At 65.9% G+C, this 21,145-nt stretch carries 20 protein-coding genes, 1 tRNA gene and 2 pseudogenes; 6 read left to right on the plus strand and 17 right to left on the minus strand.

Going from position 1 to position 21,145, the window contains the following annotated elements:
* Positions 1–46: 46 nt before the first annotated feature.
* Complete coding sequence (locus tag OG405_RS13145) at positions 47–1,225, minus strand: hydroxylase (RefSeq protein WP_327151913.1); 1,179 nt, start codon at positions 1,223–1,225, stop codon at positions 47–49.
* Between the two features lie 124 nt (positions 1,226–1,349).
* Positions 1,350–2,198: an IclR family transcriptional regulator gene (locus OG405_RS13150; RefSeq protein WP_327151914.1), complete on the minus strand. Its 849-nt coding sequence runs from the start codon at positions 2,196–2,198 to the stop codon at positions 1,350–1,352.
* Between the two features lie 228 nt (positions 2,199–2,426).
* Between OG405_RS13150 and OG405_RS13155 the strand changes: the two genes are divergently transcribed.
* Entirely contained in the window at positions 2,427–4,091 is a 1,665-nt protein-coding gene (locus OG405_RS13155; RefSeq protein WP_327151915.1) for a class I adenylate-forming enzyme family protein, read from the plus strand.
* 11 nt (positions 4,092–4,102) lie between these two features.
* Here OG405_RS13155 and OG405_RS13160 read toward each other — a convergent pair whose 3' ends face one another.
* The 3 genes from OG405_RS13160 to OG405_RS13170 all read right to left on the minus strand — a co-directional run bounded on the left by OG405_RS13160 (position 4,103) and on the right by OG405_RS13170 (position 6,467).
* The gene (locus tag OG405_RS13160; protein WP_327151916.1) at positions 4,103–4,726 is read right to left on the minus strand and encodes a TetR family transcriptional regulator; all 624 of its coding nucleotides are present in this window, start codon (positions 4,724–4,726) and stop codon (positions 4,103–4,105) included.
* Between the two features lie 102 nt (positions 4,727–4,828).
* Positions 4,829–5,497, minus strand: a complete 669-nt coding sequence (locus tag OG405_RS13165; RefSeq protein WP_327151917.1) for a hypothetical protein — start codon at positions 5,495–5,497, stop codon at positions 4,829–4,831.
* Between the two features lie 94 nt (positions 5,498–5,591).
* On the minus strand, positions 5,592–6,467 hold the full coding sequence (locus OG405_RS13170; protein ID WP_327151918.1) for an alpha/beta fold hydrolase: 876 nt from the start codon (positions 6,465–6,467) through the stop codon (positions 5,592–5,594).
* An 87-nt stretch (positions 6,468–6,554) separates the two neighbouring features.
* Between OG405_RS13170 and OG405_RS13175 the strand changes: the two genes are divergently transcribed.
* Positions 6,555–7,133, plus strand: a complete 579-nt coding sequence (locus OG405_RS13175; RefSeq protein ID WP_327151919.1) for a CGNR zinc finger domain-containing protein — start codon at positions 6,555–6,557, stop codon at positions 7,131–7,133.
* 472 nt (positions 7,134–7,605) lie between these two features.
* Here OG405_RS13175 and OG405_RS13180 read toward each other — a convergent pair whose 3' ends face one another.
* Positions 7,606–8,298 carry a MerR family transcriptional regulator gene (locus OG405_RS13180; RefSeq protein ID WP_327151920.1) on the minus strand — a complete coding sequence of 231 codons (693 nt, stop codon included), beginning with the start codon at positions 8,296–8,298 and terminating at the stop codon, positions 7,606–7,608.
* An 81-nt stretch (positions 8,299–8,379) separates the two neighbouring features.
* Between OG405_RS13180 and OG405_RS13185 the strand changes: the two genes are divergently transcribed.
* A complete protein-coding gene (locus OG405_RS13185) occupies positions 8,380–8,856 on the plus strand; it encodes a DUF6194 family protein (RefSeq protein WP_327151921.1) in 477 nt (158 codons plus the stop codon).
* A 78-nt stretch (positions 8,857–8,934) separates the two neighbouring features.
* Here OG405_RS13185 and OG405_RS13190 read toward each other — a convergent pair whose 3' ends face one another.
* The 5 genes from OG405_RS13190 to OG405_RS29215 all read right to left on the minus strand — a co-directional run bounded on the left by OG405_RS13190 (position 8,935) and on the right by OG405_RS29215 (position 11,775).
* The gene (locus OG405_RS13190; RefSeq protein WP_327151922.1) at positions 8,935–9,297 is read right to left on the minus strand and encodes a hypothetical protein; all 363 of its coding nucleotides are present in this window, start codon (positions 9,295–9,297) and stop codon (positions 8,935–8,937) included.
* 98 nt (positions 9,298–9,395) lie between these two features.
* Positions 9,396–9,551 carry a DUF6131 family protein gene (locus tag OG405_RS13195; protein WP_327151923.1) on the minus strand — a complete coding sequence of 52 codons (156 nt, stop codon included), beginning with the start codon at positions 9,549–9,551 and terminating at the stop codon, positions 9,396–9,398.
* Positions 9,552–9,847: 296 nt separating this feature from the next.
* On the minus strand, positions 9,848–10,096 hold the full coding sequence (gene mbp1, locus OG405_RS13200; RefSeq protein WP_327151924.1) for a microaggregate-binding protein 1: 249 nt from the start codon (positions 10,094–10,096) through the stop codon (positions 9,848–9,850).
* 267 nt (positions 10,097–10,363) lie between these two features.
* Positions 10,364–10,807 (minus strand): hypothetical protein, encoded by a 444-nt coding sequence (locus OG405_RS13205; RefSeq protein WP_327151925.1) that lies wholly within the window; start codon positions 10,805–10,807, stop codon positions 10,364–10,366.
* Complete coding sequence (locus tag OG405_RS29215) at positions 10,798–11,775, minus strand: barstar family protein (protein ID WP_442790709.1); 978 nt, start codon at positions 11,773–11,775, stop codon at positions 10,798–10,800. The genes OG405_RS13205 and OG405_RS29215 overlap by 10 nt, the downstream gene beginning before the upstream one ends.
* A gap of 148 nt (positions 11,776–11,923) precedes the next feature.
* Between OG405_RS29215 and OG405_RS13215 the strand changes: the two genes are divergently transcribed.
* The gene (locus tag OG405_RS13215; protein ID WP_327151926.1) at positions 11,924–12,661 is read left to right on the plus strand and encodes a hypothetical protein; all 738 of its coding nucleotides are present in this window, start codon (positions 11,924–11,926) and stop codon (positions 12,659–12,661) included.
* A 173-nt stretch (positions 12,662–12,834) separates the two neighbouring features.
* Here the strand turns inward: OG405_RS13215 and OG405_RS13220 are convergent, their stop codons facing one another.
* The gene (locus OG405_RS13220) at positions 12,835–13,665 is read right to left on the minus strand and encodes a hypothetical protein (protein WP_327151927.1); all 831 of its coding nucleotides are present in this window, start codon (positions 13,663–13,665) and stop codon (positions 12,835–12,837) included.
* 438 nt (positions 13,666–14,103) lie between these two features.
* Here OG405_RS13220 and OG405_RS13225 point away from each other — a divergent pair.
* Positions 14,104–15,395: pseudogene (locus tag OG405_RS13225) on the plus strand (IS1380 family transposase).
* Between the two features lie 107 nt (positions 15,396–15,502).
* On the opposite strand, the gene OG405_RS13230 reads toward OG405_RS13225, so the two are convergent.
* The 4 genes and pseudogenes from OG405_RS13230 to OG405_RS13250 all read right to left on the minus strand — a co-directional run bounded on the left by OG405_RS13230 (position 15,503) and on the right by OG405_RS13250 (position 16,985).
* A complete protein-coding gene (locus OG405_RS13230; RefSeq protein ID WP_327151928.1) occupies positions 15,503–15,847 on the minus strand; it encodes a type II toxin-antitoxin system HicB family antitoxin in 345 nt (114 codons plus the stop codon).
* Positions 15,848–16,054: 207 nt separating this feature from the next.
* The gene (locus OG405_RS13240; protein WP_327152635.1) at positions 16,055–16,297 is read right to left on the minus strand and encodes a hypothetical protein; all 243 of its coding nucleotides are present in this window, start codon (positions 16,295–16,297) and stop codon (positions 16,055–16,057) included.
* A 70-nt stretch (positions 16,298–16,367) separates the two neighbouring features.
* Positions 16,368–16,541, minus strand: a pseudogene (locus OG405_RS13245) (transposase); the annotation flags it as partial.
* Positions 16,542–16,911: 370 nt separating this feature from the next.
* A tRNA-Pro gene (locus OG405_RS13250) sits at positions 16,912–16,985 on the minus strand.
* Between the two features lie 306 nt (positions 16,986–17,291).
* On the opposite strand from OG405_RS13250, the gene OG405_RS13255 reads away from it, so the two are divergent.
* The gene (locus OG405_RS13255; protein ID WP_327151929.1) at positions 17,292–18,875 is read left to right on the plus strand and encodes an alpha/beta fold hydrolase; all 1,584 of its coding nucleotides are present in this window, start codon (positions 17,292–17,294) and stop codon (positions 18,873–18,875) included.
* Positions 18,876–19,080: 205 nt separating this feature from the next.
* On the opposite strand, the gene OG405_RS13260 is transcribed toward OG405_RS13255, so the two are convergent.
* Positions 19,081–21,078 carry a neutral/alkaline ceramidase gene (locus OG405_RS13260; protein WP_327151930.1) on the minus strand — a complete coding sequence of 666 codons (1,998 nt, stop codon included), beginning with the start codon at positions 21,076–21,078 and terminating at the stop codon, positions 19,081–19,083.
* Positions 21,079–21,145 lie beyond the last annotated feature (67 nt).

The raw sequence follows: 21,145 nt of genomic DNA on the forward strand, positions 1-21,145 counted from the left end.
TCCGCCGCGATGCCACCGGCTCTCACCGGCCCATCAGCGGACCCGCTCAGATCATCGAGCGGTGGATACCTCGCGGCTCACCGCCCAGCTGTGTCAGCGCCGAGGCGTGGAAAATCGAACCGGGTACGTGGATCGCGTGCGCCAGGCCGGCGTGCGCGTCGCGGAAGAACCGCTGCATGGGAAAGCGATAGTGCAGCGCGCCGCCACCTGCCCTGGCGAAGATCTCGTCGACCGCGCGAACCGCCCGCCATGCCGCCGCGGTCTGGGTGCGCCGGCCGATCGCGCGTTCCTCGAAACTCACTTCCCGGCCCTTTTCCGTACTGTCCCAGAACCGATCCACGTTCTCGAGCAGCGCGGCCCGCGAAGCGGCGATCTCGGCGGCCGCCTCACCGATCGAGAAGAGGACGTACGGGTCGTCCTTGATCGGGACCCCGGTCACCGCGACACGCTCCCGCTGCGCCGCGATATGGCAGGCCAGCGCTCCTTCGGCGATACCGATCACCGCGGAGGTGATGCCGAGGGGGAACATGCAGGAGAACGGCATCCGGTAGAGGGTTTCGGTGCGGCCCGCCCGCTGCACGGCAGTACCGTCCATCACCTCCGCCGCCGACAGCGTCCGATACTCGGGAACGAAAGCGTTCTCGACGATCAGATCCTTGGAACCGGTACCACGCAGTCCGATCACGTCCCACGAGTCCGCGACGATCTCGTAGTCCGACCGCGGCAGGATCACATGCAGAGAATTCGGTGGCATCACCGGTTTCCCGCCGGAATCGCCCACAAGCGCGCCGAGGAAAGCCCACTGACAGTGGTCGGTGCCCGAGGAGAACGACCATCGGCCGTTGAGCAGGTAGCCGCCGTCCACGGGGGTCGCCACTCCCATCGGCGCGTAGGGCGAGGCGACCCAGGTGTCCTGATCGGCACCCCAGATCTCCTCCTGCACGCGAGGATCGGCGAAGGCGAGCTCCCACGGGTGGACACCGACGATCCCGGTGACCCAGCCCGCCGCCCCGTCCATCGCGGCGATCGCCATCGTGGTCTCCGCGAACTCGCGTGGATGACATTCGAGTCCGCCGTGTGTCTTCGGCTGGAGCATTCGCACGGCACCGGATTCCCGTAGTCGTCGTGCCGAAGTGTCGGACAAGCGCATGAGCTCGTCGCCCTCGGCTCCCGCGGCTCGGATCTCCTGCGCGTACTGCTCGATCCGGTCCAGTACCTGACCCATGGCTCCTACTTTCCGTTCGAATCTTCGCGACCGGCACCGCAGTGGTCGGCTACCACCGCGTGCTCGCGTCCGCATCCCGCTCGTGACGATCCAGAAGCTGCGCCGGTTCGTCTTCACCGTCCGCTCAGCCGGTACCGAGAACCTCGAGTCGCCGGGCATCGCGCCGGTCTTCCGCCGGTCGATCGGGCGGTTCGGGGTACAGGCTGCGCGAAACCTCACGGGACAGGTTCGCGACCAGTGGTGCGACGCGATCGAGCTGCGCCGTGCGCGCGTCGCCGCACACCGAGACCGCGGCGACCGGACCGTTGGGCCCGCGCACCGCCGCACCGGCGCACGCCACCCCGGGCACGGATTCACCGTCGTCGAAGGCGAGTCCGCCGCGCAGCCGGATCCGGCCGAGTTCTCGGTGCAGCGTCGCGAGTTCGCCGATCGTGTTTCCGGTGCGGCGCCGTAGCGCCCGGTCGTAGAGACGATCGACCGACTCCGGCTCCAGATACGCCAGGATCGCCTTTCCGCCCGCGGTGGCGTAGGCCGGGGCTCGACCGCCCACCCGGGAGGGCAGATGCGCGGCGAACCGCCCGCCCACTTTGTCGAGATACAGGCTTTCGCCCCCGTCGCGCACTGTCAGGTGCACCACCAGGCCCGTCCGCAGATGCAGGTCGTGCAGGAGCGGCGCCGCGACGGCCCGGATCCGATCGTGCCCATCGCTACCGCCCAGGCCGAGCGCGCGCCGGCCGAGCGCGTAGCCGAGGGATGTGTGCTCGACCCAGCTCGACTGAGTCAGTTGATGCAGGATGCGATAGACGGTGGAGCGGGGAAGTTGCGCGCGACAGGCCACCTCTTCGAGCGACAACCGTGCCGCGCGACCGTCGAACGCATCGAGAATCCGCGTCATCCGCTCGACCATGGACGGCGGCAGCTCCGGCTTCCGGACCTCTTCGGTGGCACCGGGCCGCGAATCAATGATGGTCATCGAACTCTCCAAATGAGCTGTTCAGAAGCCTTTCATAGGCAAAAACTGAAATTGATTCTCGCATCACACTAACACCCGTGGGCCCCCGTGGAGCAGAAACGGCGAGTTACCGCGAACGCGATCTGCCAGAGGGGGACGGTCTCGCTGAGTGGCAACGCCCGCCGACCTCCGACCCGCACCGTGAGAAGTTGCCAGCAAATTCGCACCGTGAACGAGAGGGTCGCCATCATGACGACACCGGCAGACGCCCAGCAGCGCCTCAACCAAGTCATCACGCGGCTGACCGGCCCGGGGGGCCGGTTCGAAACAGTCCCGGAAGAGGTGCTCGGCATCACCCTGCCGGTGATGCGCCATCGCGATCGTACGGTCGGCGACCTGGTGGCCGCCTCGCAGACGTGGAGGGGCCGCGACTACCTGGTGACCCGCGACCGCCGCGTGTCGTACGAGCAGCATCTGGACGCCGTCGCCGCGCTCGCCACCGCGCTACGTGCGGATTGCGCGGTGGGCAAGGGCGACCGGGTGGCGATCCTGGCGGCCAATTGTCCCGAATGGGTGACGGCGTTCTGGGCGGCGCAATGCCTCGGTGCCGTCAGCGTCGGGCTCAACAGCTGGTGGGTGCCGCGCGAGATCGAGTACGGACTGCGGCACTGCCGGCCGAAGGTACTGGTGGTCGACGCCGAACGTGCGGCACTGCTGGCCGATGTGGACACCTCGGGGGTCACCGTCCTCACTGTCGAAGAGGACGTGCCACGGCTCATCACCGCCCACACCGGCGCCCCACTCCCCCGGGCCGACGTCGCCGAGGACGACCCGTCGGTCATTCTCTACACCAGCGGAACCAGTGGGCGCCCCAAGGGCGCGGTGCATTCCCAGCGAAACCTGCTGGCCGTCGTCGACTACCATCGCTTCTCCGACGCGCTGGCCGCCACATTCACCGGGCGCACCTGGGCCGATACCGAACCGAGTTCGCTGCGCTACCTGTTGACCTCACCGCTGTTCCATATAGCGAGCCTGCACAATCTGGTCATCCCGCGGCTCGCGACCGGTGGCACAGTGGTGATGCACCAGGGCGCTTTCGACGTGGACGCCGTGCTGGGGCTGATCGAACGGGAGCGGGTCACGAACTGGGGCGCGGTACCGACCATGGCGGCGCGACTGCTCGACCACGGTGACACCGACAAACACGATCTCTCGTCGCTGACCGGATTCGCCCTCGCCTCGGCACCGTCGTCCATCGCATTCAAAGACCGGCTGCGGCAGCGTTTCCCGTTCGCCGCGAACGCGCTGGTCGACAGCTACGGTCTCACCGAGTGCAGTACCGCTGTCGCGGTGGCCACCACCGCCGATCTCGAACAGCATCCGGGCACCCTCGGCCGGCCCATCCCGACCGTATCCCTGGAGATCCGTGACCCCTCCGGCGAGCGGGTACCGGATGGCACCGAGGGCGAAGTCTGTGTGCGGAGTCCGTTCGTCATGCTCGGATACTGGGAGGACGAGGCGGCGACCGCCGCCGCGATCTCGACGGACCGCTGGCTGCGCACCGGCGATTCCGGTGTGCTGGAGGACGGGCGGTTGCGGTTGACCGGCCGCCGCTCGGATCTGATCCTGCGTGGGGGTGAGAACATCTCTCCCACCGAGATCGAGCAATGTCTCGACGAACATCCCGATATCGACGAATGCGCGGTCATCGGTGTCCCGCACGAGGATCTGGGTCAGGAGGTGGCGGCCATCGTCGTGACACGGCCGGGCGCGGCGGTCGAGGAACGGCACCTGCACGAGTACGCCGCCGCGCGGCTTTCGTATTTCAAGGTGCCGGTGCGTTGGCGGATCACCACGGAATCCCTGCCGCGCAACGCGACGGGCAAAGTGATCCGGCGGGGTCTGACCGCCTGACGAGTACCGGGTCAGACCGCGGCGAACGACTCCGGCCATTCGACGAGCAGCAGATCACACGACACACGTAGATCCGTTTCCGCGTCGGCGACGGTGATGCGCCCGTTGAGGCACGACTGGATGATGCCGAAGACCACATGGATCAGCACCCGCAGCAGCCCGGCGTCCCGCTCGGTCACCTGCTCGATTCCGGCGGCGTCGTACAGCAGTTGCCGGAAATTACGATCCACCCGAGCGGTATCGGGCACCGCGGACGCCCGGGCCGTGCTGTTGGACTGGATCATCGCCGCAGCCAGTAGCGGGCGCCGGAGCAGACCACGCACCACCAGGAGCAACGTGTCGTGCACCGCGTCCTTGGCGGCCTGTTCCGGTTGTGCGCGCCGGGCGTATCTCGCGCTCATACGGTCGATCTGATCGAGCATCACCGCGACGAAGAGATGAGTTTTGGACGGGAAGTAGCGGTAGAGCGTGGCCACCGCTACACCCGCCAGCTTCGCCACCTCGTGCATCTGGACTCGTTCGAGTTCCTTCTCGGTGGCCAATGTCGCGGCGGCACCGAGTATCCGTACCACCCGCGCGTGCTGCTCGGTGGAACTCGGTGCCGCGGCGTCGCGCGCGTCGGCGATTCTCGGCATGCTCTCCTTTCCTCCTCCCACCACGAACAACCGCCTCGATGCTGCCAGCCGCCCGGACCGACCGCCGGAACCTGTCCAGTGAGTGAGATCGGGCGCCCCGGCTCAGCGGCCGAACACCGTGTTCAGCAGATCCGCTGCGACCCGGTTCATCGGGACCAGTACCCGCCGGTGGACGAATGCGATCGGGCGTACGACGACGAAATCCCAGCATGTTCCGAGTATGCGCAGGACCGGACGCAGCACGGTCCGATAAACGAAGGCACACGGAATCACGACCAGTATCCGCACCACGGCGGTCGCCCCGCGCCAACCGTAGGCGGCGATCGACGCGAGAACCTTCCCGCAGGGCCGCAGCACCCACCGCCATACCTGGTGCAGCGGCCATTCCACGAAGCACCGCCACAGCCACTCGACCGTTACGGCGATCGCGCCGAGCACCGGCCGCAGGATCCAGCGCCACAGCAGGACGAGAACCGGGCGCAGCAACCGCTGCCACAGCCACTGTTCGACGGCGTGCCGCAGCGGCCTCAGCAGCCAGTCCTTCACAAACAGCCACAGCGGCCGAACCAACCGACACCAGAGGAACCGCGCTACCGGTGCCAGCAGCCGTTCCAGAATGTAGACGCACGCAGCGACGACCGCCCGGCCGCACCACCTCACCGCTTCCCAGAGCAATCGCACCGGTACCAGCAGCACCACCGCGAGTCCCCGTGCCACCCATTCACCGATCGAGACCCGTGTTCGCGGTTCCCGTGGATCTGTCGAAGCCATCGAATCCTCCTCCCTCCCGGAATCATCGCACTCCGTGACCGCGGCAGTACGGGCGGTTACCCGGTCGGCGCGCCGAGTGGAAAGGTGATCGCGGTCAGGGCATCGAGCTCGGCAGTCGGTCGAGAAAGCCGGCGATGAGTGGCGCGACCTCGGCGAGATGGGTTTCCAGAACGAAGTGCCCGGTATCGAACAGGTGCAGTTCGGCATCCGGGAGGTCGGCCAGGTAGGCGTGCGCGCCGGGCGCGGGGAAGAAGGGATCATTCGCGCCCCAGGCGAGCAAGGTGGGCGGAGTGTGCTCACGCAACCAGGCCTGCCAGGCGGGGTAACGCAGAATATTGGTTTTGTAGTCGAAGGCCAGCGCGATCTGTGCGGCCCGGCGCCCCGGCAGCTCGAGGAAATACTGGTCCAGTAACCAGGATTCGGGCGACAGCACCGTGGTGTCGGCGACACCGGTCTCGTACTGGCCGCGAGTGCCGTCGAGAGTCAGCAGCCCGCGGATCGTCTCTTCGGCGCCCTCGTCTTCCGGGCGCAGCGCGGTGAACTCCCGCGCTCCGTCGGAAAGTCCCGCTTCATAGGCATTTCCGTTCTGCACGACCAGGCCGGTGATCCATTCGGGATGACGCTCGGCGATCCGGAAGCCGATCGGGGCGCCGAAGTCGAAGAGGTACATGGCGAATCGACGCAGCCCGAGCTGCCCGACGAACCCTTCGACGATATCGGCCAGCCGGTCGAACGAGTACCGGAAATCCGCTGGGGCCGTCGTATTTCCGAAGCCAGGGTAATCGGGCGCGATGAGACGGTAACGATCGCCGAGGGCATCGGTCAACCGCCGGAACTGGTGGGATCCGGAGGGGAAGCCGTGCAACAGCAGCAGGGTCGGCGCGCCTGCGCGAACCGGCACGGACTCGCGATAGAAGACCTCCACGCCGTCGATGTCGACGCGATCGTGGTGAACAACGGGCAGACCCATGGCGGTAACACCCTTTCTTGCGACGAAGATGCATTAGTTGATCAGACTCCAACTAATACGTCAAATGACTCATGTAGCATTAGCCTCATGAGTGAGGCCCCGCTGATCGGCGAGCCACTGGCCCTGGACCTGGTCAACACCCGCCCAGCCGACGACGATCTACTGAGCACCCCCGATCAGCTCGCCGAGTGGCTGCGAAGTCAGGCCGACCGGTTACCCGAACGAGGTCCGGCCCACCCGACCGCCGACGATCTCGACCAGGTCCGCCGGATCCGCACACACCTCACAGCCGTATTCGAGGCGCTGCTGCACGACCGGCGCCCACCCGCGGCCGCGCTCCGCGGATTGAACAATGCCCAATCCGCGGCGCCCGCCATCCGACATCTGGAATGGACGGGCAACACACTCACAGCCGACGCCCGGCGCCCCGGATCCGCCGGTGCCCGGCTGGCCGCCGCCCTGGCCGAATCGGCTGCGGAACTGCTCGCCGATCCGTCGATCACCCGTCTCAAACAGTGCGAGGCACAGGACTGCGTCCTCCTGTTCCTCCCCGCCCATCCCCGCCGGCGCTGGTGCTCAGCGCAACGCTGCGGCAACCGCGTCCGGGTGGCGCGCTACTACGACCGCCACAAAAAGGCATCGAACCCTGGAACTGCCACAGGCTGAGTTCATATCGTCCACACACGCGCGCCCGTGCCGGCGAAGGCCCAGACCGCCCGCCCTCGGACAGGCGATATCGCGTACGCGAATTTCGCCCTCCAGCACAATGCTGGGATCGGCGGCGTGACCGTGGTCACGCGGTATGTGGACAGCGGCTCCACGCCTACCGGTGAATCGCCGAACTCTCAGGTCACCGGTTGCGCACCCGCACGAGGGTGCGTGGTGCCGCAGCGGCCATATGGCTCGATATCACCATGGAAATGAGCACCGCGAAACCGGCGGCAGCCGTCGCAAAGACCATCATTGGGAACCTCCTCGTATCGCTTCGGTGTCCACCTTGCCCGGTGAACCTGGCAATATGCTGTGCGCCGCTCGGTAACGCCGTGTGTACTCAGCGGCAATCGGGGATCCCCTCACTGTTGCCGAAGGTCACCAGCGCCCGCCGGCCACCGCATCCAGCAGTGCGAACCCGGCCGCGCTACTGCGTCCGCAGCAGCATGTGCAGCGCGGCAGCAGCCTCGAACAAGGCCGCGCAGCGGGTATCGATACCGGCGTCCCGTTCTGCCAGAGCTCGCGCGATCCCGTCCCATCCTCCGGCGTCACGCAGCCACGGGATCAGCTCCCGTAACGACTCGATACCGTATCCGGCGAGGCGGAGTTGATGAACCAGCCGCGCGATCCGCACATCACCGGGGGTGTACCGGCGGGCCGATCGCCCGGCACGATGCGGCACGACCAATCCCGCCGCGTCCCAGTGCCGCAGGGTCGAGGCCCGGACCCCGAGGGCACGGGCCAGTTCGGAGATGCTCATGGCATCCGCCGGACGGATATCGCCGACGGGCTCGTCGGCGATGGCCCGAGCCGCGTCCCGCGCGTACTCGACATCCCGGCGTTCCCGGTCCAGCCGGGCGTGCGCACGATTCAACAACACGAACAACCGGGTGGGGCCCTGCTCCCGCGCCTCGCGCAGAATCCGCTTGGCCGCCACCGGGCCGGTGCCCGCCGCCAGCGCCCGGTAGGCGCGCACCGACCACACGTGAGCGTCGCCGTAGACGCGGTAACCGCTGGGCGTACGAGGCACGGGAGGGAGAACGCCGTCGCGCTCGAGATTGCGCACTTGCTGTACCGAGTAGCCGGTGCGGCGGGCGATATCAGCGGTCCGCAACTCCACCCGGTTGCGACTTTTTGCCCTTGGATCCTGCCAGTACTCGCCATAAGTCTCCACAAGCACTTCAATGTAACGCTTGAAGTCATGAACATCGACGAGATCACGGAATTCCTCGGCGCCCTCGACAATGTGCTGACCCTGCAACCCGGCCCCGGCGACGGCACCCCCGAACTGGCGTGGGGTGACAAGTTCTTCTACTACGCCCCGGACGGCGAGATCCCGGCCGGCCAGCCCTTCGCCACGGTCGTTGTCAAGGACTACCCGGACGACGAACGATCCCGGCTCGACCGGCCGGGCGCCTTCCGCGTGAACATCCACGCCGGTACGGAGTTGTTCACCACCTGGACCGGACGCGCGCCGCGCGATCCGGAACCCGCGGATACGGATCCGAGCGTGACCGATACCGTGATCGCTCATCCCGTATACGGAAAAGCCGGCTGGCTGGCCGTGGTGGAACCGGGCCTACGGACCGAGGAGCCGCTCCGGGAGCTTCTGCGGATCGCGCACGACCGCGCACGCTCCCGCGCACAGCGACGCGCCGCCCACGATCATGCGGGGTAGAACCGGCCGCCGGCGCGGCAGCCTATAAGGGATGCGCCGGTGCCCGCGCACGCGCAGGCACCGGCGGCCGGGAGTGCCCTAACCCGGGCTCTTCCCGTCCGGATCGATTTCGTCGGCGCGCTCGAACTCGTGATTCAGCTCGTCGCGAGACGTCGCCGCCGCACTGCGATGTGCGGCTGCCTGTTGCTGCAAGCCCGCCGCCCGGGCTTTCTTCGCATCGGCTTCGGCCGCTGCCGCCCGGGCCTCGGCCGCGGTCTCCTCGGCGAGCGCTTCACGCTGCCCCACCCGGTGTGCGCGTCCGGCGGCCTCGTCGCGAATTCGCTCCGCCTCGATGCGTCGGTGCTCCCGGGTCTTTTTCGTCGTAATCCAGATCAGGGCGGCAATGATCAGGACAACGACAACCGCGACCACAATAATCGCGACAATTGTGCTGGTTGCCATTTCTTCTCCTCATCTCGGTGTTTATTCGTCGACGGCGTCGATCGACGGCTGCCATCGGCCGATGACAGCCGCGGTTACGCCACGTGCGCCCGGCGGGGTCAGTAGTAGTGGCGGCGCCCGCCGACCGCGCGGCCCATCGACCCCAATGCGAACAGCACCAACCCGATAACGAGAAGGACGATTCCGATAACCCACAGAATCTGGATATCGAATATGAATCCGACGACGAGCAAGATAATTCCGAGGATGATCATGAGAAAACCTGAATTCTTCAGTGGGAATCACGGGACCTGAGATCCCGGTCAATCCCTACGGTCCGTGCCCACAGCGATACGGTCCCGACCGGCCGAGTACCGCGCCATAGTCGGCCACGGCATCGGCGCTGCCCATAATGCCCACTACACCCATCACCAGTTGTAACGAGCTCGACCTTGCAGATTTCCAGTACACGCCTGGCTCCTGGCAAAGTCAATGTCGTGCGGCTGCGCCGCCGGTCGGCAAGACAGGCATTTTATCTTTCCCGGGATAACGATTTGTTGCGGGGAGAAAGCTACTGGTCCCGGCCCTGGTGCGAACGCTGCCGCGCTTCGTCCACATCGGCTTCCGCGCGCGCCTTCTCGGCCTCGGCCTCCTTCTGCGCGACCTCTCGCTGCGCCTCCCCCTTGTCCTGCTGAGCGATACCTTCATCACGCAGATCGTCGTTGCCCGAAACAACGCCCCCGATTTCCTTGGCCTTGCCCTTCACTCCTTCGGCAAGGCCCTCCAGGCCTTCGCGAGGACCACTCTGCTTTTCGGCCACGATAATTACCTCCGACCTATCGGTTGTGGTGGACTTCAGCCGACTACCCAGCAGCCGCGGATCCAATCCGAGCCCCGGTCGGCTCGATATCGCATACCGGGCGGGATCGCCGATCGAGGGGTCAGCTCCTAACCGCTCCTCTCCGACGGCCACGGATGCCACGCCCGACAACCTGTCCGACAGAGCCCGCGTAGTGGCATCGTCCATGGTGCCCTCGACCCGGACCGGCTGCTCCCGCGGTCGACTACGAATCGGGGTGCATCGTGATCACGTCACCGGTCGAGGCTGGGATTGACGCCAGTATCTCCACCTCGACAGAGTCGCTCCGCTGATGTCGACCGGTAGCGGCGCCACCTGACTGGTGTTGTCCATCCGCAGCGTCAATTGTGGCTGCTTTCGCCGACCGTGGGTGAGGCATCGCCACACGCCGTAACCGATGTAGTACTTGCCCGATCCCGTGGTGAATGCCTCCTGGATGAGCTGATGCTCACCGACGACCAGAAGGTTCTCCGATCTCAGCTGCCCGACGTCGGACAGCAGCGGATAGGTCGCCGCCCGGTAGCCCGCTCTGGCGGGGCGGCGGATAGGAAGCCCCCTGAGCGTGGCGTCTTCTGCTCGTGCACGAGGAAGATGACCGCGACCGGGTGTCGGCTGCGCTCCCGGCGATCCGAGCCATATACGTAATGCCCAGGTACGCAGCGTTATCGACAATCATTCTCCAACAGCGCTTCTCGAGACCGAACAGGCCGGAAGAAGGTCGATGAGCCCGTCATTCTCCGCCCGAGCGCTACGCCTGCCGGGTGACGCCGCGCCGCAGCTCTCGCTGAGGACCGTATTCTGCTCCGACACGGGGAGGCCGGGCCTTCAACGGAGTATGAGGTCGACCTGCCGCTGAGCGCAGATCTCCGCGATGTCCTCGAAGAACGCTCCTGCTCCCGGACACTCCGCTCCGCCGAGGGATGTCCTGGCCGTATCGGATGCGGTCCAGACGAGGGTAAAGGTGGTGTTGCGCCGAACCGGCCGCGCATGCAGTCGTCCAGTGCGTCGAGGTTCCAGCCGAAGTATCCGCCCGGACCGTTCACCGCTTCGCCGATCGCGCAGTAGAAGCTGTCCTCGTCGACGATGTATCGGCCGTCGAGCTCGTAGCGTTTGCCCGGTGGGTCGTCCGGCCGAGGTCGGTACGCACGACGGTGCAGGGCCACCGACAGCCATGCCCGCCGAGCTGCCGGACCGAGCGGCCGCCACATTCCGTTCGGAGTGGGGCGACCGGAGCGGAACAGTCCCCAGGGCCACTCCGCCTCGGGCGAGAGCTCGTCGCAGACCAAACTCACCGTGACATCGGATAGTTCCGGATCGGCCGGGCTCGGTTCTACCTGTTCGACGGTGACTTCATTGACGAAGTAGCGGGCCATGCACTGCCCGGCTGAATCCAGAAAGTCGAAACAGGCGTTGCCGACAGCTGCGCGCCGCGTACCCAGGTGCTCGACACCGCGGCGCAGGTTTCCCTGTGGTGCGCATCCGAGGAGTTCGACCCGCCGCGATCCCTTGGCCTCCGGCTCGGACGAACCCGGCGCGAACAAACCCGCCGCATCGCGTGTGTAACCCCAGAGTTCATCGTCGTCGTCGCCGATCAGCCGGTATCTCACCGTCGGTACCGCGTGCACGCCGAATGCTCCCATCAGTGTTCGCCCATCGTCCGGGGCCCTGCCCAACGCACCGGGGCAGGAATCATCGACCGATTCACCATATATCCCGATAGCAGTCCGTATGCCGCGATAGCGTCGGCCGGCCGCACAGGCGGGAGCGCTGGGATGGTTCGATAAGTCGATGTCGCATGGTCTCGATCCGGAAACCGTCGCTTTGTTGGCCGAGCTGTCCACCAGCGGAACGGATACGACGGTATGGACGGAGTTGTGGAACGAGCTCTACCACCAATACGACAGCAGCGTGGCGTGCGCGGCCCTGCCCGAACTCGCTGCCATCGCCGGCGCCGGTACCTCGCACGATCGCTTCGAAGCTGTTTCGCTCGCGGGGGCACTGCTCGCGGCAGCCGATCCCTATACTGCAGAGATCCGCGAACGATACGTCGACGACATCGCTGCCTTACGCACCGAGGTGCTGTCCGAACTAGCGGAAAGCAGCCCCGAAGAGGATCACGAGCCGGACACCTTCCTCTATCGGGTCCAAGCGATGCTGGCCTTCGAGGACGCGACAGCGTGGTCGCTGAGGCTGGCAGAGCTGCTCGAAGAACAATTCGAGATCGAATGCCCGATCTGCTGGGCAGCGATGACCCTCCACCTCGACGGTCCCGGTTTCTTCACCTGCACAAGCGGTTTCCCCCTCGACACCGTTACCAAGCGACCGGTGGCTGCGGCAGATCCCGACCAGCTGACCGGTCTCGGTGACCGTCTCTACCGGACCGCCGGCGCCGGGCGACAGCGCGTGATCGCCCGGCAACTCACATTTCTGTTCGGTCGCGCCACCTGCACCGAAGGCGACCACGAGTTCATACCCGCCGCCGCTGTCGAGAAGGCAGCGTGGTCCAGTTCCGTCCCCGATTTCTGAAGCCCTCCCGCGCTACCTGAATGATCTGAGCATCTTCGGGTTGAAGATCCCCGAGGAGTACGGTCGGCCGAGGCAATGTCGCCGCCCCGCGCATCGGCGAGAACTACCGGTTGATCGCGGCGGTCCCGGTGCGTTTGTTCCTGTTCGACAGGTTGACCGCGCACCAGCGCATCTCAGCAATCGATCTCATAGCGGTACCACTGTCGAGGGTTGCCATCCTCATAGAGCCACAGTGTTGCGTCCCGCCCGATCTTCCCCCGAGCCCAGCACCTCGGTGGCCGGCCACCGGGCAGGACCAGCGTCTGTCTGTCGGTTTCGGTGATCACCGCGTCCCGTCGACAAGCTCGACGGATCTGCCACTCGATCGTGTCGCCATGCCGGTGCTGATCCAGGAATGCGAGCGTGGATCCCGACACCGCCAGGCCGTAGCATCGAGTGACCGGATTCGGTGTAATCGATAGGACCCCGCTCGCATCGAGCTCCACCAACGGGAAGTCGGTATAGGGGCAGGCATAGACGTTGGTTCGACCCACGTTAACTGCATAACAGTCGCACCATACAACACGGTCGCCGGTGTGGTCGGGTGCGAGCCAGGGGGTGGCCAGGGGGTTGTCCCAGCGAGCCAGGCCGACCAGGAAGCGATAGGAGCGCGTGCCGTCCGGATTGTGCGACCAGTAGCCGGCTTCGTCGAAGTAGCTGATCCAGATCCGCCCGTCGGGGTCGGTCAGCAGTTGTTCGATGCCGTCACCCGCATAGAAAGCCCCGACCTGGTTTCCGTCGCCATCGAAGAGCTTCACGTTGAGGGTCAACGTCAGCTCTTCCGCGGGCACCGGATCCAGATACGAGTCGTTGTCGGTATGTGCTGGAGGAACCCGTGCGGCACCCACGATGACCCCGTCGCCGAAGGTGTCGATCTCGTCGAACAGTTGATCCAGCCCACGCAACGGAATCTCGTGAGCATCAGCGCGGTCGCAGACAACAGCGAGTGCGTCGTAGGGCCGCATGGGACGACGCCGATGCTGCTGCGCCGACGGCCCGCCGCCGGCCGGATCGACGAGTAGAACCACCAGTCGGCCGCGGTAGTCGATCGACGAGGCAAGTACTTCGAATCGTGCGTAGCGCTCCGGAAGTGTTGCGTGGAGCGTGAGATGGCGGTTACCGGCCATGAGCCTTTCGAGTTGTCATGTACTCGATCATGGCATGACAACCAACCCGGTTCCCGCCTTCGGGAATTCAACACCCCCAAGTAGTCGAGGACCCCCCTCGACGCCCCGAGCCGCCCAACAGCCCGCCTCAAGTGGCATGTACGGTTTCAGGCCCTAACCTAATACCCCCATGCCCAATTCCGTTGCAAGGTGCCGGAATTGGCGAAACCGTGCTTTGAACTGCAATAATCCGGCTTGTCCAAGGTCGAATCGCGCAGTTTCAGGAGCACATTTTCGCTGGGCGAGTCTATGTCGTGGTATACGTCGCTGAAAATCGAGGACGACGGGACGCCGGTCGTGTCGCAGGCCGGGGCGGGATTGCTGCTGCCGACGATGGAGAAGACCGGGCTGAGCAGGGAGTTGTCCGAGAGGTTGTCGCAGTGGCGTGCGGTGCACGATCCGGGCAAGATCGTGGGTGATCCGGCGGTGATGCTCGCGCTCGGTGGGGATTGTGTCTCGGATCTGGCGTTGCTGCGGGCCGAGCCCGGTGTGATCGGCGCGGTGGCCTCGGATCCGACGGTGTCCTAGTGGGAATCGGCGGAACGGCTGCCCCTGATTACGGGGTCGACGCGGCGGCGCCGTTGATGATCGATCTCGATGCCACTTCGACCGAGGCGCACTCAGAGAAACAACACGCGGCACCGACGTTCAAACGCGGTTTCGGTTTCCACCCGTTGTGGGCGTTCATCGACCACGGCGAAGCCGGGACCGGGGAACCGGCCGCGGTGATGCTGCGCCCCGGTAACGCCGATTCGAACACCGCCCATGACCACAAACAACAACTGGCTGATGCTCTGGCGCAGATACCGCAGGTCAACCGGTGGCGAGTCGGGCCCAAACTGCTGGTCCGCGCCGATTGCGGTGGCGGCACCCACGAATTCCTCGACTACTGCCACCGTCGCAGAGCCCATTATTCGATCGGGTTCGTCCTCACCGACGACATCGTGGCTGCCCTCGACGGCCTCACCGGCGGCGACTGGATCCCCGCCTGCGACGCCGACGGGAAGGTCCGGCCCAGCGCATGGGTTGCCGAGGTCACCGGCCTGCTGAATCTGTCGGGTTGGCCGCCCGGGATGCGGCTTGTGGTGCGCAAGGAACGACCGCACCCTGGTGCGCAGTTGCGGTTCACCGACCACGACGGTCTCCGGCTGACCGCATTCGTCACCAACACCACGACAACGCGGTTGCCGGAGCTGGAGTTGCGGCACCGCCGCCGCGCCCGCTGCGAGGACCGAACCCGCGCCGCGAAGGACACCGGCCTGCGCAACCTCCCGTTCCACAACTACAACGCCAACCGCATCTGGACAGCGATCGTCGCACTCGCCATGGACCTGACCGCCTGGACACAGACACTGGCCTTCGCCGACCATGACGCACGCCGATGGGAACCGAGAACACTACGACTGCGACTGTTCTCGATCCCGACGCGCCTGGCCCGTCACGCCCGCCGGGTCCAGCTGCGCCTGGCGGCTCACCACCCGTGGACCGGTCTCGCGCTCACCGCTTTCACCCGCCTCGCAGCTCCCTGACCAGTATCAACCCGTCCCTGCGAATCAAGAAGACACCCTCCGGGCTCGTGGAACCCGGCAGCCCACCCGCTGTTCGGGCCAACTCCCACCCTCACGAAAGATCGAGGCTAGCTTGCGGCAAGCCTCTGGTTCGCCAGCTGGTTAAGCGACACCTTCTGCTCGGCCGCCTCGCGTGCAAGGCGCGCATGCAGATCCGGAGATGTGCGGACCAGGAACTTGCCGCTGTAGTTCCGCTCGGAGAGCGGTTCGGGGATCACCTCGCCGTGAAACTCAAGGTCTTTCAGGGTGTCTGCGACCAGCATGCGGAGCCCTTCGAGCGCTTCGAACTGGGTTGAGGCGAGCCAGGACAGGGACGGGAACTCGGCGCAAAGGGCTACGAACTCATCGTCTTCCGCCGACCAAAGCACTCGGTAGGCGTAGTGTGCGGAGTCTGGCAGTTTGTGAGCGGACATGTCAGGCACCCTCCTCCGGTTCCATCTTTTCGAGCTTGTCTATCGCGGTGAGCACTTGCCTCACCTGGTATGGCTTGGCTTTCCCGCCGTCACCTTTTTGAATGTTGACGCGTGGTCGCCGGGCCATGGTGTACCGCATTCGACAGCGTGCCGCAGCGTGTAGTCCTCGGCGTCGAACATGGGCGGACGGCCACCAGCCGAGCCTCTCTACTTCCCATTGGCCGCGTGGTCCTTCTTGATCGGAATGGTCGCCTTGATCCCGCGTTTACGCAGGTGAGAACGGTTCGCGGCAGAACTGTAGGCCTTATCTGCCCGGACCTCGTCCGGGCGAGTCCGCGGTCGGCCAGGCCCCAGGCGCGGCACCGCGATGCCGTCGAGCACGGCGGTGAACTGCGGGAGGATAAATGCCCACACCCCGGCACGCTGCCAGCGGCGGAACAACCCGTACACCGTCTGCCACGTGCCCGTAGCATTCGCTTACGTCCCGCCACGGCGTTCCGCACCGGGTACGCCACCGGATCCCGTCGATGAGCTGTCGTTTCGTTCGTTTCGGCGGACGGCCCGCCTTCTTGCCACGAGGCAGCAACGGTGGCAGACGTGCCCACTGCGCGTCAGTCAGATCCGCCCGCCCCGGCACCGCTACCTTGGTCACGAGGTCTCCGGTATCTCCGGTTTTTCTTGGTCGCCAAACCACCTATTGGAGACATCGCCATTCTCGGGTCACCAACACACCAACGCCGACAAAGCCTTTGAATTACCACGCTGGTGGCTCCGCACAGCGGCGCCACCAGCTCACATCACTTCTGAAACACGGCCTAACGGCGATCCGTGAGGCAGGCGGGGATGCTCGCGGTCAGGCCGGACACACGTATGATCGGGTGGTTGACCGGTATTATTACGACAAGCCGCAGGTCGCGGGCGATCACCGGGCTATCCTGGATGGGTACGAGGGTTGGAGCGGTTAGGTTGGAGACCCCGCGCGCAATGTTTGGGGAAAGTTTGGGAAATGACGGTCAGGGCGCTACGGCTATACTGTCCGTAACGCCCTGACCTGTATCTTTCTGTCGGGCTGACAGGATTTGAACCTGCGACCACTTGACCCCCAGTCAAGTGCGCTACCAAACTGCGCCACAGCCCGTTGCGCCTCGTATTCAGGCGCTCGATGAGACTACCTCAGAGGGGTTCGAAGGTGGAAATCGGCTGGTCACGGCGCGCGCTTCGGGATATCGCGCGCTTCGGGATATACGGGGCGGCGGTGAGGCCGGCCGTCGGGGCGTCCCCGCGAGGCCGCCCGGGAGACCGACGCGAATCGCGGCCGGGTCGCCCCGTGGCCGGATGCCGATCGGCCACCACTCACACGATGGTCGGGCCGCACCGGATATCGAATTGGTGAGTGTGACAGGATCGTTCGGTTCATAGAAGTGTGCACACGAAGGGCTCTGGAATGGATCTGAGGTTCGGGGCCAGCGGTTTTCATCGGATCCGGCGGGCAGTTCTCGCACTCGCGGTCGGTATCGGTGTCATCGCCTTGCCCGGTCCCGTAGCCCTCGCTGAGGGCGGCGCCGACCCTTATATCGATCGTCTTGCCGAATCCGCGGAGACCCCGGTGCTGCAGTGGTCCGACTGCCAGGACGGGTTCCAGTGCGCGGCGGCGAAGGTGCCACTCGACTACAACCGGCCGCGAGGTGACTCGATCGAGCTGGCGGTGATCAAATTGCCTGCCACTGATCCGGGCCGGCGTATCGGGACGTTGTTCGTGAACTTCGGCGGGCCCGGCGCTTCCGGGGTCGACCGGCTGCGGGAGCGCGCACGGTGGCCGTGGTTGTTCTCCGACGAACTGCGGTCGCGATTCGATGTGGTCTCGTGGGACACCCGGGCAGTCGGCCGCAGCACCGCAGTGCGGTGTTTTCCGACCGAGGACGAGCAGTCGGCGTTCCTCACCTCCATGCCCCCGATGCCCACCACCGCGGACGAGGAGGCGCCGTTCTACGACTGGTCCGCGCAGTTCGCCGACCGCTGCGCACGGCAGGCGGGACCGATCCTCAACCACTCTTCCACCGGCGACACCGCGCGCGATCTCGACCTGTTGCGTCGCGCTGTCGGCGACCCGGAACTCACCTATCACGGCATTTCCTACGGCACACAGCTCGGCGCCAGTTATGCGAACATGTTCCCCGGTCGGGTGCGGGCCATGGTGTTCGACGGTTCACTGGACTTCGAGGGCAATGTCTCGGGCCATGCGGGGCAGGGCACCGCTCTTCCGCTGGACACCCGGCAGAATGTGGCCGACGGCATCGCCGCGGCGTTCGACGCTTTTCTGCGACAGTGTTCGGAGGCCGGTCCGAACTGCGCGTTCTCCGCGGGTGATCCCCGGCTCAAATGGACAGCTCTCGCCGAGCGTGCTCGGCTGGCCCCGATCGGCGCGGACGGCCGGGTATGGACATATTCGGACATAGTCAATGCGGCAGCCGGTCTTTCGCAGCCGTCCACCTTCCCGGATCTCGCGGAGTTGTTGCAGACGTTGTTCGAGGCGGCCACCGCCGTTCCCGGCTTGCAGCCGGTCAGCCAGGCCTATGTCGGCAACCGAACCGAGGCGTACCACGCGATCCAGTGCAGCGACAGTATCGTCCCGACCGATGTCGGCGTCTACAGTCGCGCAGCGGTATCGGAGGATCAGCGGGTGCCGTATTTCGGGCGGATCGCGGTTTTCAGCAGTACCGCCTGCGCGTTCTGGCAGGGTCACGACGCCGACCGTTATATGGGCCCGTGGAATCGGCGCACCGCCGCACCGATCCTGGTGCTCAACACCAGATTCGATCCGGCCACCCCACTGGCGGGGGCCGAGGCCGGGGCCGCGCAACTGGCCGCCGCGCGGGTTGTGGTGACCGAGGGTATCGGCCACAGCAGCATGTACGTGCCGAGCACCTGCACCGAGCGGATCAAACGGGAGTACCTTTTCACGGGCCTGCTGCCACCGGAGAACACCGGCTGCACGAGAGACGGGTCCCCCTTCGATCCACCGGCGTGAAGCCTGGAACGGCGACCTGTCACGCCGGTCGCGAACGACGGGCGCCGAGGGCGAGTACGGGTCGCCGATAACGCTCAGCGCTGCTCCGTCCGGGCCGGTCGGTGATCCGCGCGGCGCATCGCCGGGTGCTGGCTGTTCCAGGTGACGAGCCGTACCGGCGACGCCCCGTCCGCGTCGCACGTCGCACGGTTTCGACCGATACCTCTCACTCCATTTCAGGAAGGCCTGGAGCGCCGTGATCCTCACCGTGGATCCGGAACTCGGGTGAGGTGCCGCTGATGGGGACGCGGTCGCCGCCGAGCTGCACAGCGTCGCCGAAGTACCGGATCCGGTAGCTGCCGGGTGTCGCGTCGGCGGGACTGTGCCAGCCGATGGTGACTCGCGAGCTCGAGGCGGGGCCGGGCGACCAGCTGAAAGTGGTCGTCCAGTCCCCGTCACCGGCGATCGTTCGCCAACGCTCCTCGTCGCGTCGCTGCACCATGAGATAGGTGCTGCCGCGATGTAGATCGTGGTTGGGGTGCGCGCCGGCGAATTCGACGGATACCCGCTCCCCGGCGCGATACGCGGACGCCGGCTCGGTGAGCACGTCGCCGAAATCGTGTCCCACCGGCGGAAAGTCCGGCGTCGGTGTTGTTTCTGCAGGTCGCTGCAGCTCCGACAGATCGGGTGCGGTGGTACCGGACGGCACTGCGGCGCCGTCCTGCATCGCGGTCGCGAGCTGCGCCGCGATCTGCTGCAGGGCCGGCAACTCCCAACGGCCGAACAGAGTGCTCGCACCCTCGTAATGTTGTGCGAGGTACTCCTCAGGAGTTGTGACGTAATGGATATAGGCGTTGCTGTATCCAGCGACCAGGACGTTGGCCACCTCGACACCGAGAACAGCCGCCACCGTGCGCCGCAACCGCAGGCCGGCGGTGATCGTCACTTCGCCCGGAATACCGAGCAGAAACAGCTCGCCGATCTGGAAAAGCTGTACCGGAACGATCTCTTGCACATATGACCCGAAACGATTGAGCAGTCCGCCCGGGGCGACGATCGCTTTGGGCGCCTGCACATCCCGCAGTGCGGGCGCGAACCGGTACGCCAACCTCGACAGCAGATCCCAGCCCGGGTTCCGCCCTTCACGGAAGGTCTTCCAGTGGGTGGGCCCGTCGTACCCCGCGCCGGCAAAAGCAGCCGCACCCGCAGCAGGCCGGCCGGTGCGGCGCTCCCGCTCGTCTCCCGTGAACTCTGGTGACACGGTCACCGCGGACAGATCGACGTGGACGAATCGGCAATCGATGCTGCCGGCCATTCGAGGCATGTACCCGGCGGCGAGTTTCGCCGCGGCCTCGTATTGGCGCAGGCCGAGGATCCGGGTGTTCTCGAACTCGTCGTCGGTGGGGCCGTGGCCGGGCTTGCCGTCCAGGTTGGGCGACATATCACCGGCGTTGGTCTGCGCGAAGGCCGCGACGAAGTCGGGATCCGGGTCCGCCAGATAGTCCACGCCCTCGACCACGCGTTCCCAGTGATAGGCCGCGTACCCCTTGTTGTCGCCGCTGATCAGCGTGTTCCGGTTGGTCATCGACGTGCCGTGCGTGGCGAACCAGTTGATGGCGCCGACCGGTTCGCCCTCGCGATCGATGCGCAGCAGGGTGGTCTGTGGGTCGATGGCGTCGGGAAAAAACGCCTTGTCCTCCTCCGGATTTCGGTCGAATGCCGTGCGCGAGCGATTGACGCTGGCCTCGCGCAGCTCGCCGTGGATCAGGCGCAGGGTGGCGGGTGCGAGATCCTCGTGGGCCCGCTCGGCCGCCTCGACTATGCCGTCGACGATCGCCGCGAAGGTTTTGGGGCGGAATCCGATCGAGCTGTTGTACAACCGGTGGTGCGAATAACCGCCGGGCCCGCAGTGGGTGTGGGTTGCGGTGAGCATCACGTTGGACTCGGTGTAGGTGTCGCCGAAGCGCTGAGCCAGGCGGCGCAGCACCTCCTGGGTGATGCTGGAAAAGATCAGCGGCAGGTCGTTGACGATCAGCAGCACCCGCCGATCGGTGAGCGGGTCCGCGAAGACGAAAGCGCGGGCGCGCAACCGCAGGTGTATTCCGGTGGTCTTCTGACCGGCCTTGCCGTAACCGAGCATGCCGACCTCGGCCGGTTCTCCGGTGATGTCGGCAATGGCCCGCCCGACCAAATGGCGGTCGGGCGAGTAGTTCGTTTCCGGCATCGACCTCTTCTTCCGTCCTGTTGGAACCGGCCCGCGACAGCGGGTCCTGATTCTTTACACCGACAAA

The sequence above is a fragment of the Nocardia sp. NBC_01329 genome (assembly GCF_035956715.1).
Taxonomy (GTDB): domain Bacteria; phylum Actinomycetota; class Actinomycetes; order Mycobacteriales; family Mycobacteriaceae; genus Nocardia.

Excerpts from the sequence above, each read along its gene's own strand:
- OG405_RS13195 (WP_327151923.1), bottom strand. The coding sequence starts at position 9,551 with ATGATCATCCTCGGAATTATCTTGCTCGTCGTCGGATTCATATTCGAT.
- OG405_RS13170 (WP_327151918.1), bottom strand. The coding sequence starts at position 6,467 with ATGGGTCTGCCCGTTGTTCACCACGATCGCGTCGACATCGACGGCGTG.
- OG405_RS13165 (WP_327151917.1), bottom strand. The coding sequence starts at position 5,497 with ATGGCTTCGACAGATCCACGGGAACCGCGAACACGGGTCTCGATCGGT.
- OG405_RS13145 (WP_327151913.1), bottom strand. The coding sequence starts at position 1,225 with ATGGGTCAGGTACTGGACCGGATCGAGCAGTACGCGCAGGAGATCCGA.
- OG405_RS13155 (WP_327151915.1), top strand. The coding sequence starts at position 2,427 with ATGACGACACCGGCAGACGCCCAGCAGCGCCTCAACCAAGTCATCACG.
- OG405_RS13260 (WP_327151930.1), bottom strand. The coding sequence starts at position 21,078 with ATGCCGGAAACGAACTACTCGCCCGACCGCCATTTGGTCGGGCGGGCC.
- OG405_RS13175 (WP_327151919.1), top strand. The coding sequence starts at position 6,555 with ATGAGTGAGGCCCCGCTGATCGGCGAGCCACTGGCCCTGGACCTGGTC.
- OG405_RS13150 (WP_327151914.1), bottom strand. The coding sequence starts at position 2,198 with ATGACCATCATTGATTCGCGGCCCGGTGCCACCGAAGAGGTCCGGAAG.
- OG405_RS13220 (WP_327151927.1), bottom strand. The coding sequence starts at position 13,665 with ATGCGGCCCTACGACGCACTCGCTGTTGTCTGCGACCGCGCTGATGCT.
- OG405_RS13230 (WP_327151928.1), bottom strand. The coding sequence starts at position 15,847 with ATGTCCGCTCACAAACTGCCAGACTCCGCACACTACGCCTACCGAGTG.
- OG405_RS13215 (WP_327151926.1), top strand. The coding sequence starts at position 11,924 with ATGTCGCATGGTCTCGATCCGGAAACCGTCGCTTTGTTGGCCGAGCTG.
- OG405_RS13185 (WP_327151921.1), top strand. The coding sequence starts at position 8,380 with ATGAACATCGACGAGATCACGGAATTCCTCGGCGCCCTCGACAATGTG.
- OG405_RS13160 (WP_327151916.1), bottom strand. The coding sequence starts at position 4,726 with ATGCCGAGAATCGCCGACGCGCGCGACGCCGCGGCACCGAGTTCCACC.
- OG405_RS13255 (WP_327151929.1), top strand. The coding sequence starts at position 17,292 with ATGGATCTGAGGTTCGGGGCCAGCGGTTTTCATCGGATCCGGCGGGCA.
- OG405_RS13190 (WP_327151922.1), bottom strand. The coding sequence starts at position 9,297 with ATGGCAACCAGCACAATTGTCGCGATTATTGTGGTCGCGGTTGTCGTT.
- OG405_RS29215 (WP_442790709.1), bottom strand. The coding sequence starts at position 11,775 with ATGGGAGCATTCGGCGTGCACGCGGTACCGACGGTGAGATACCGGCTG.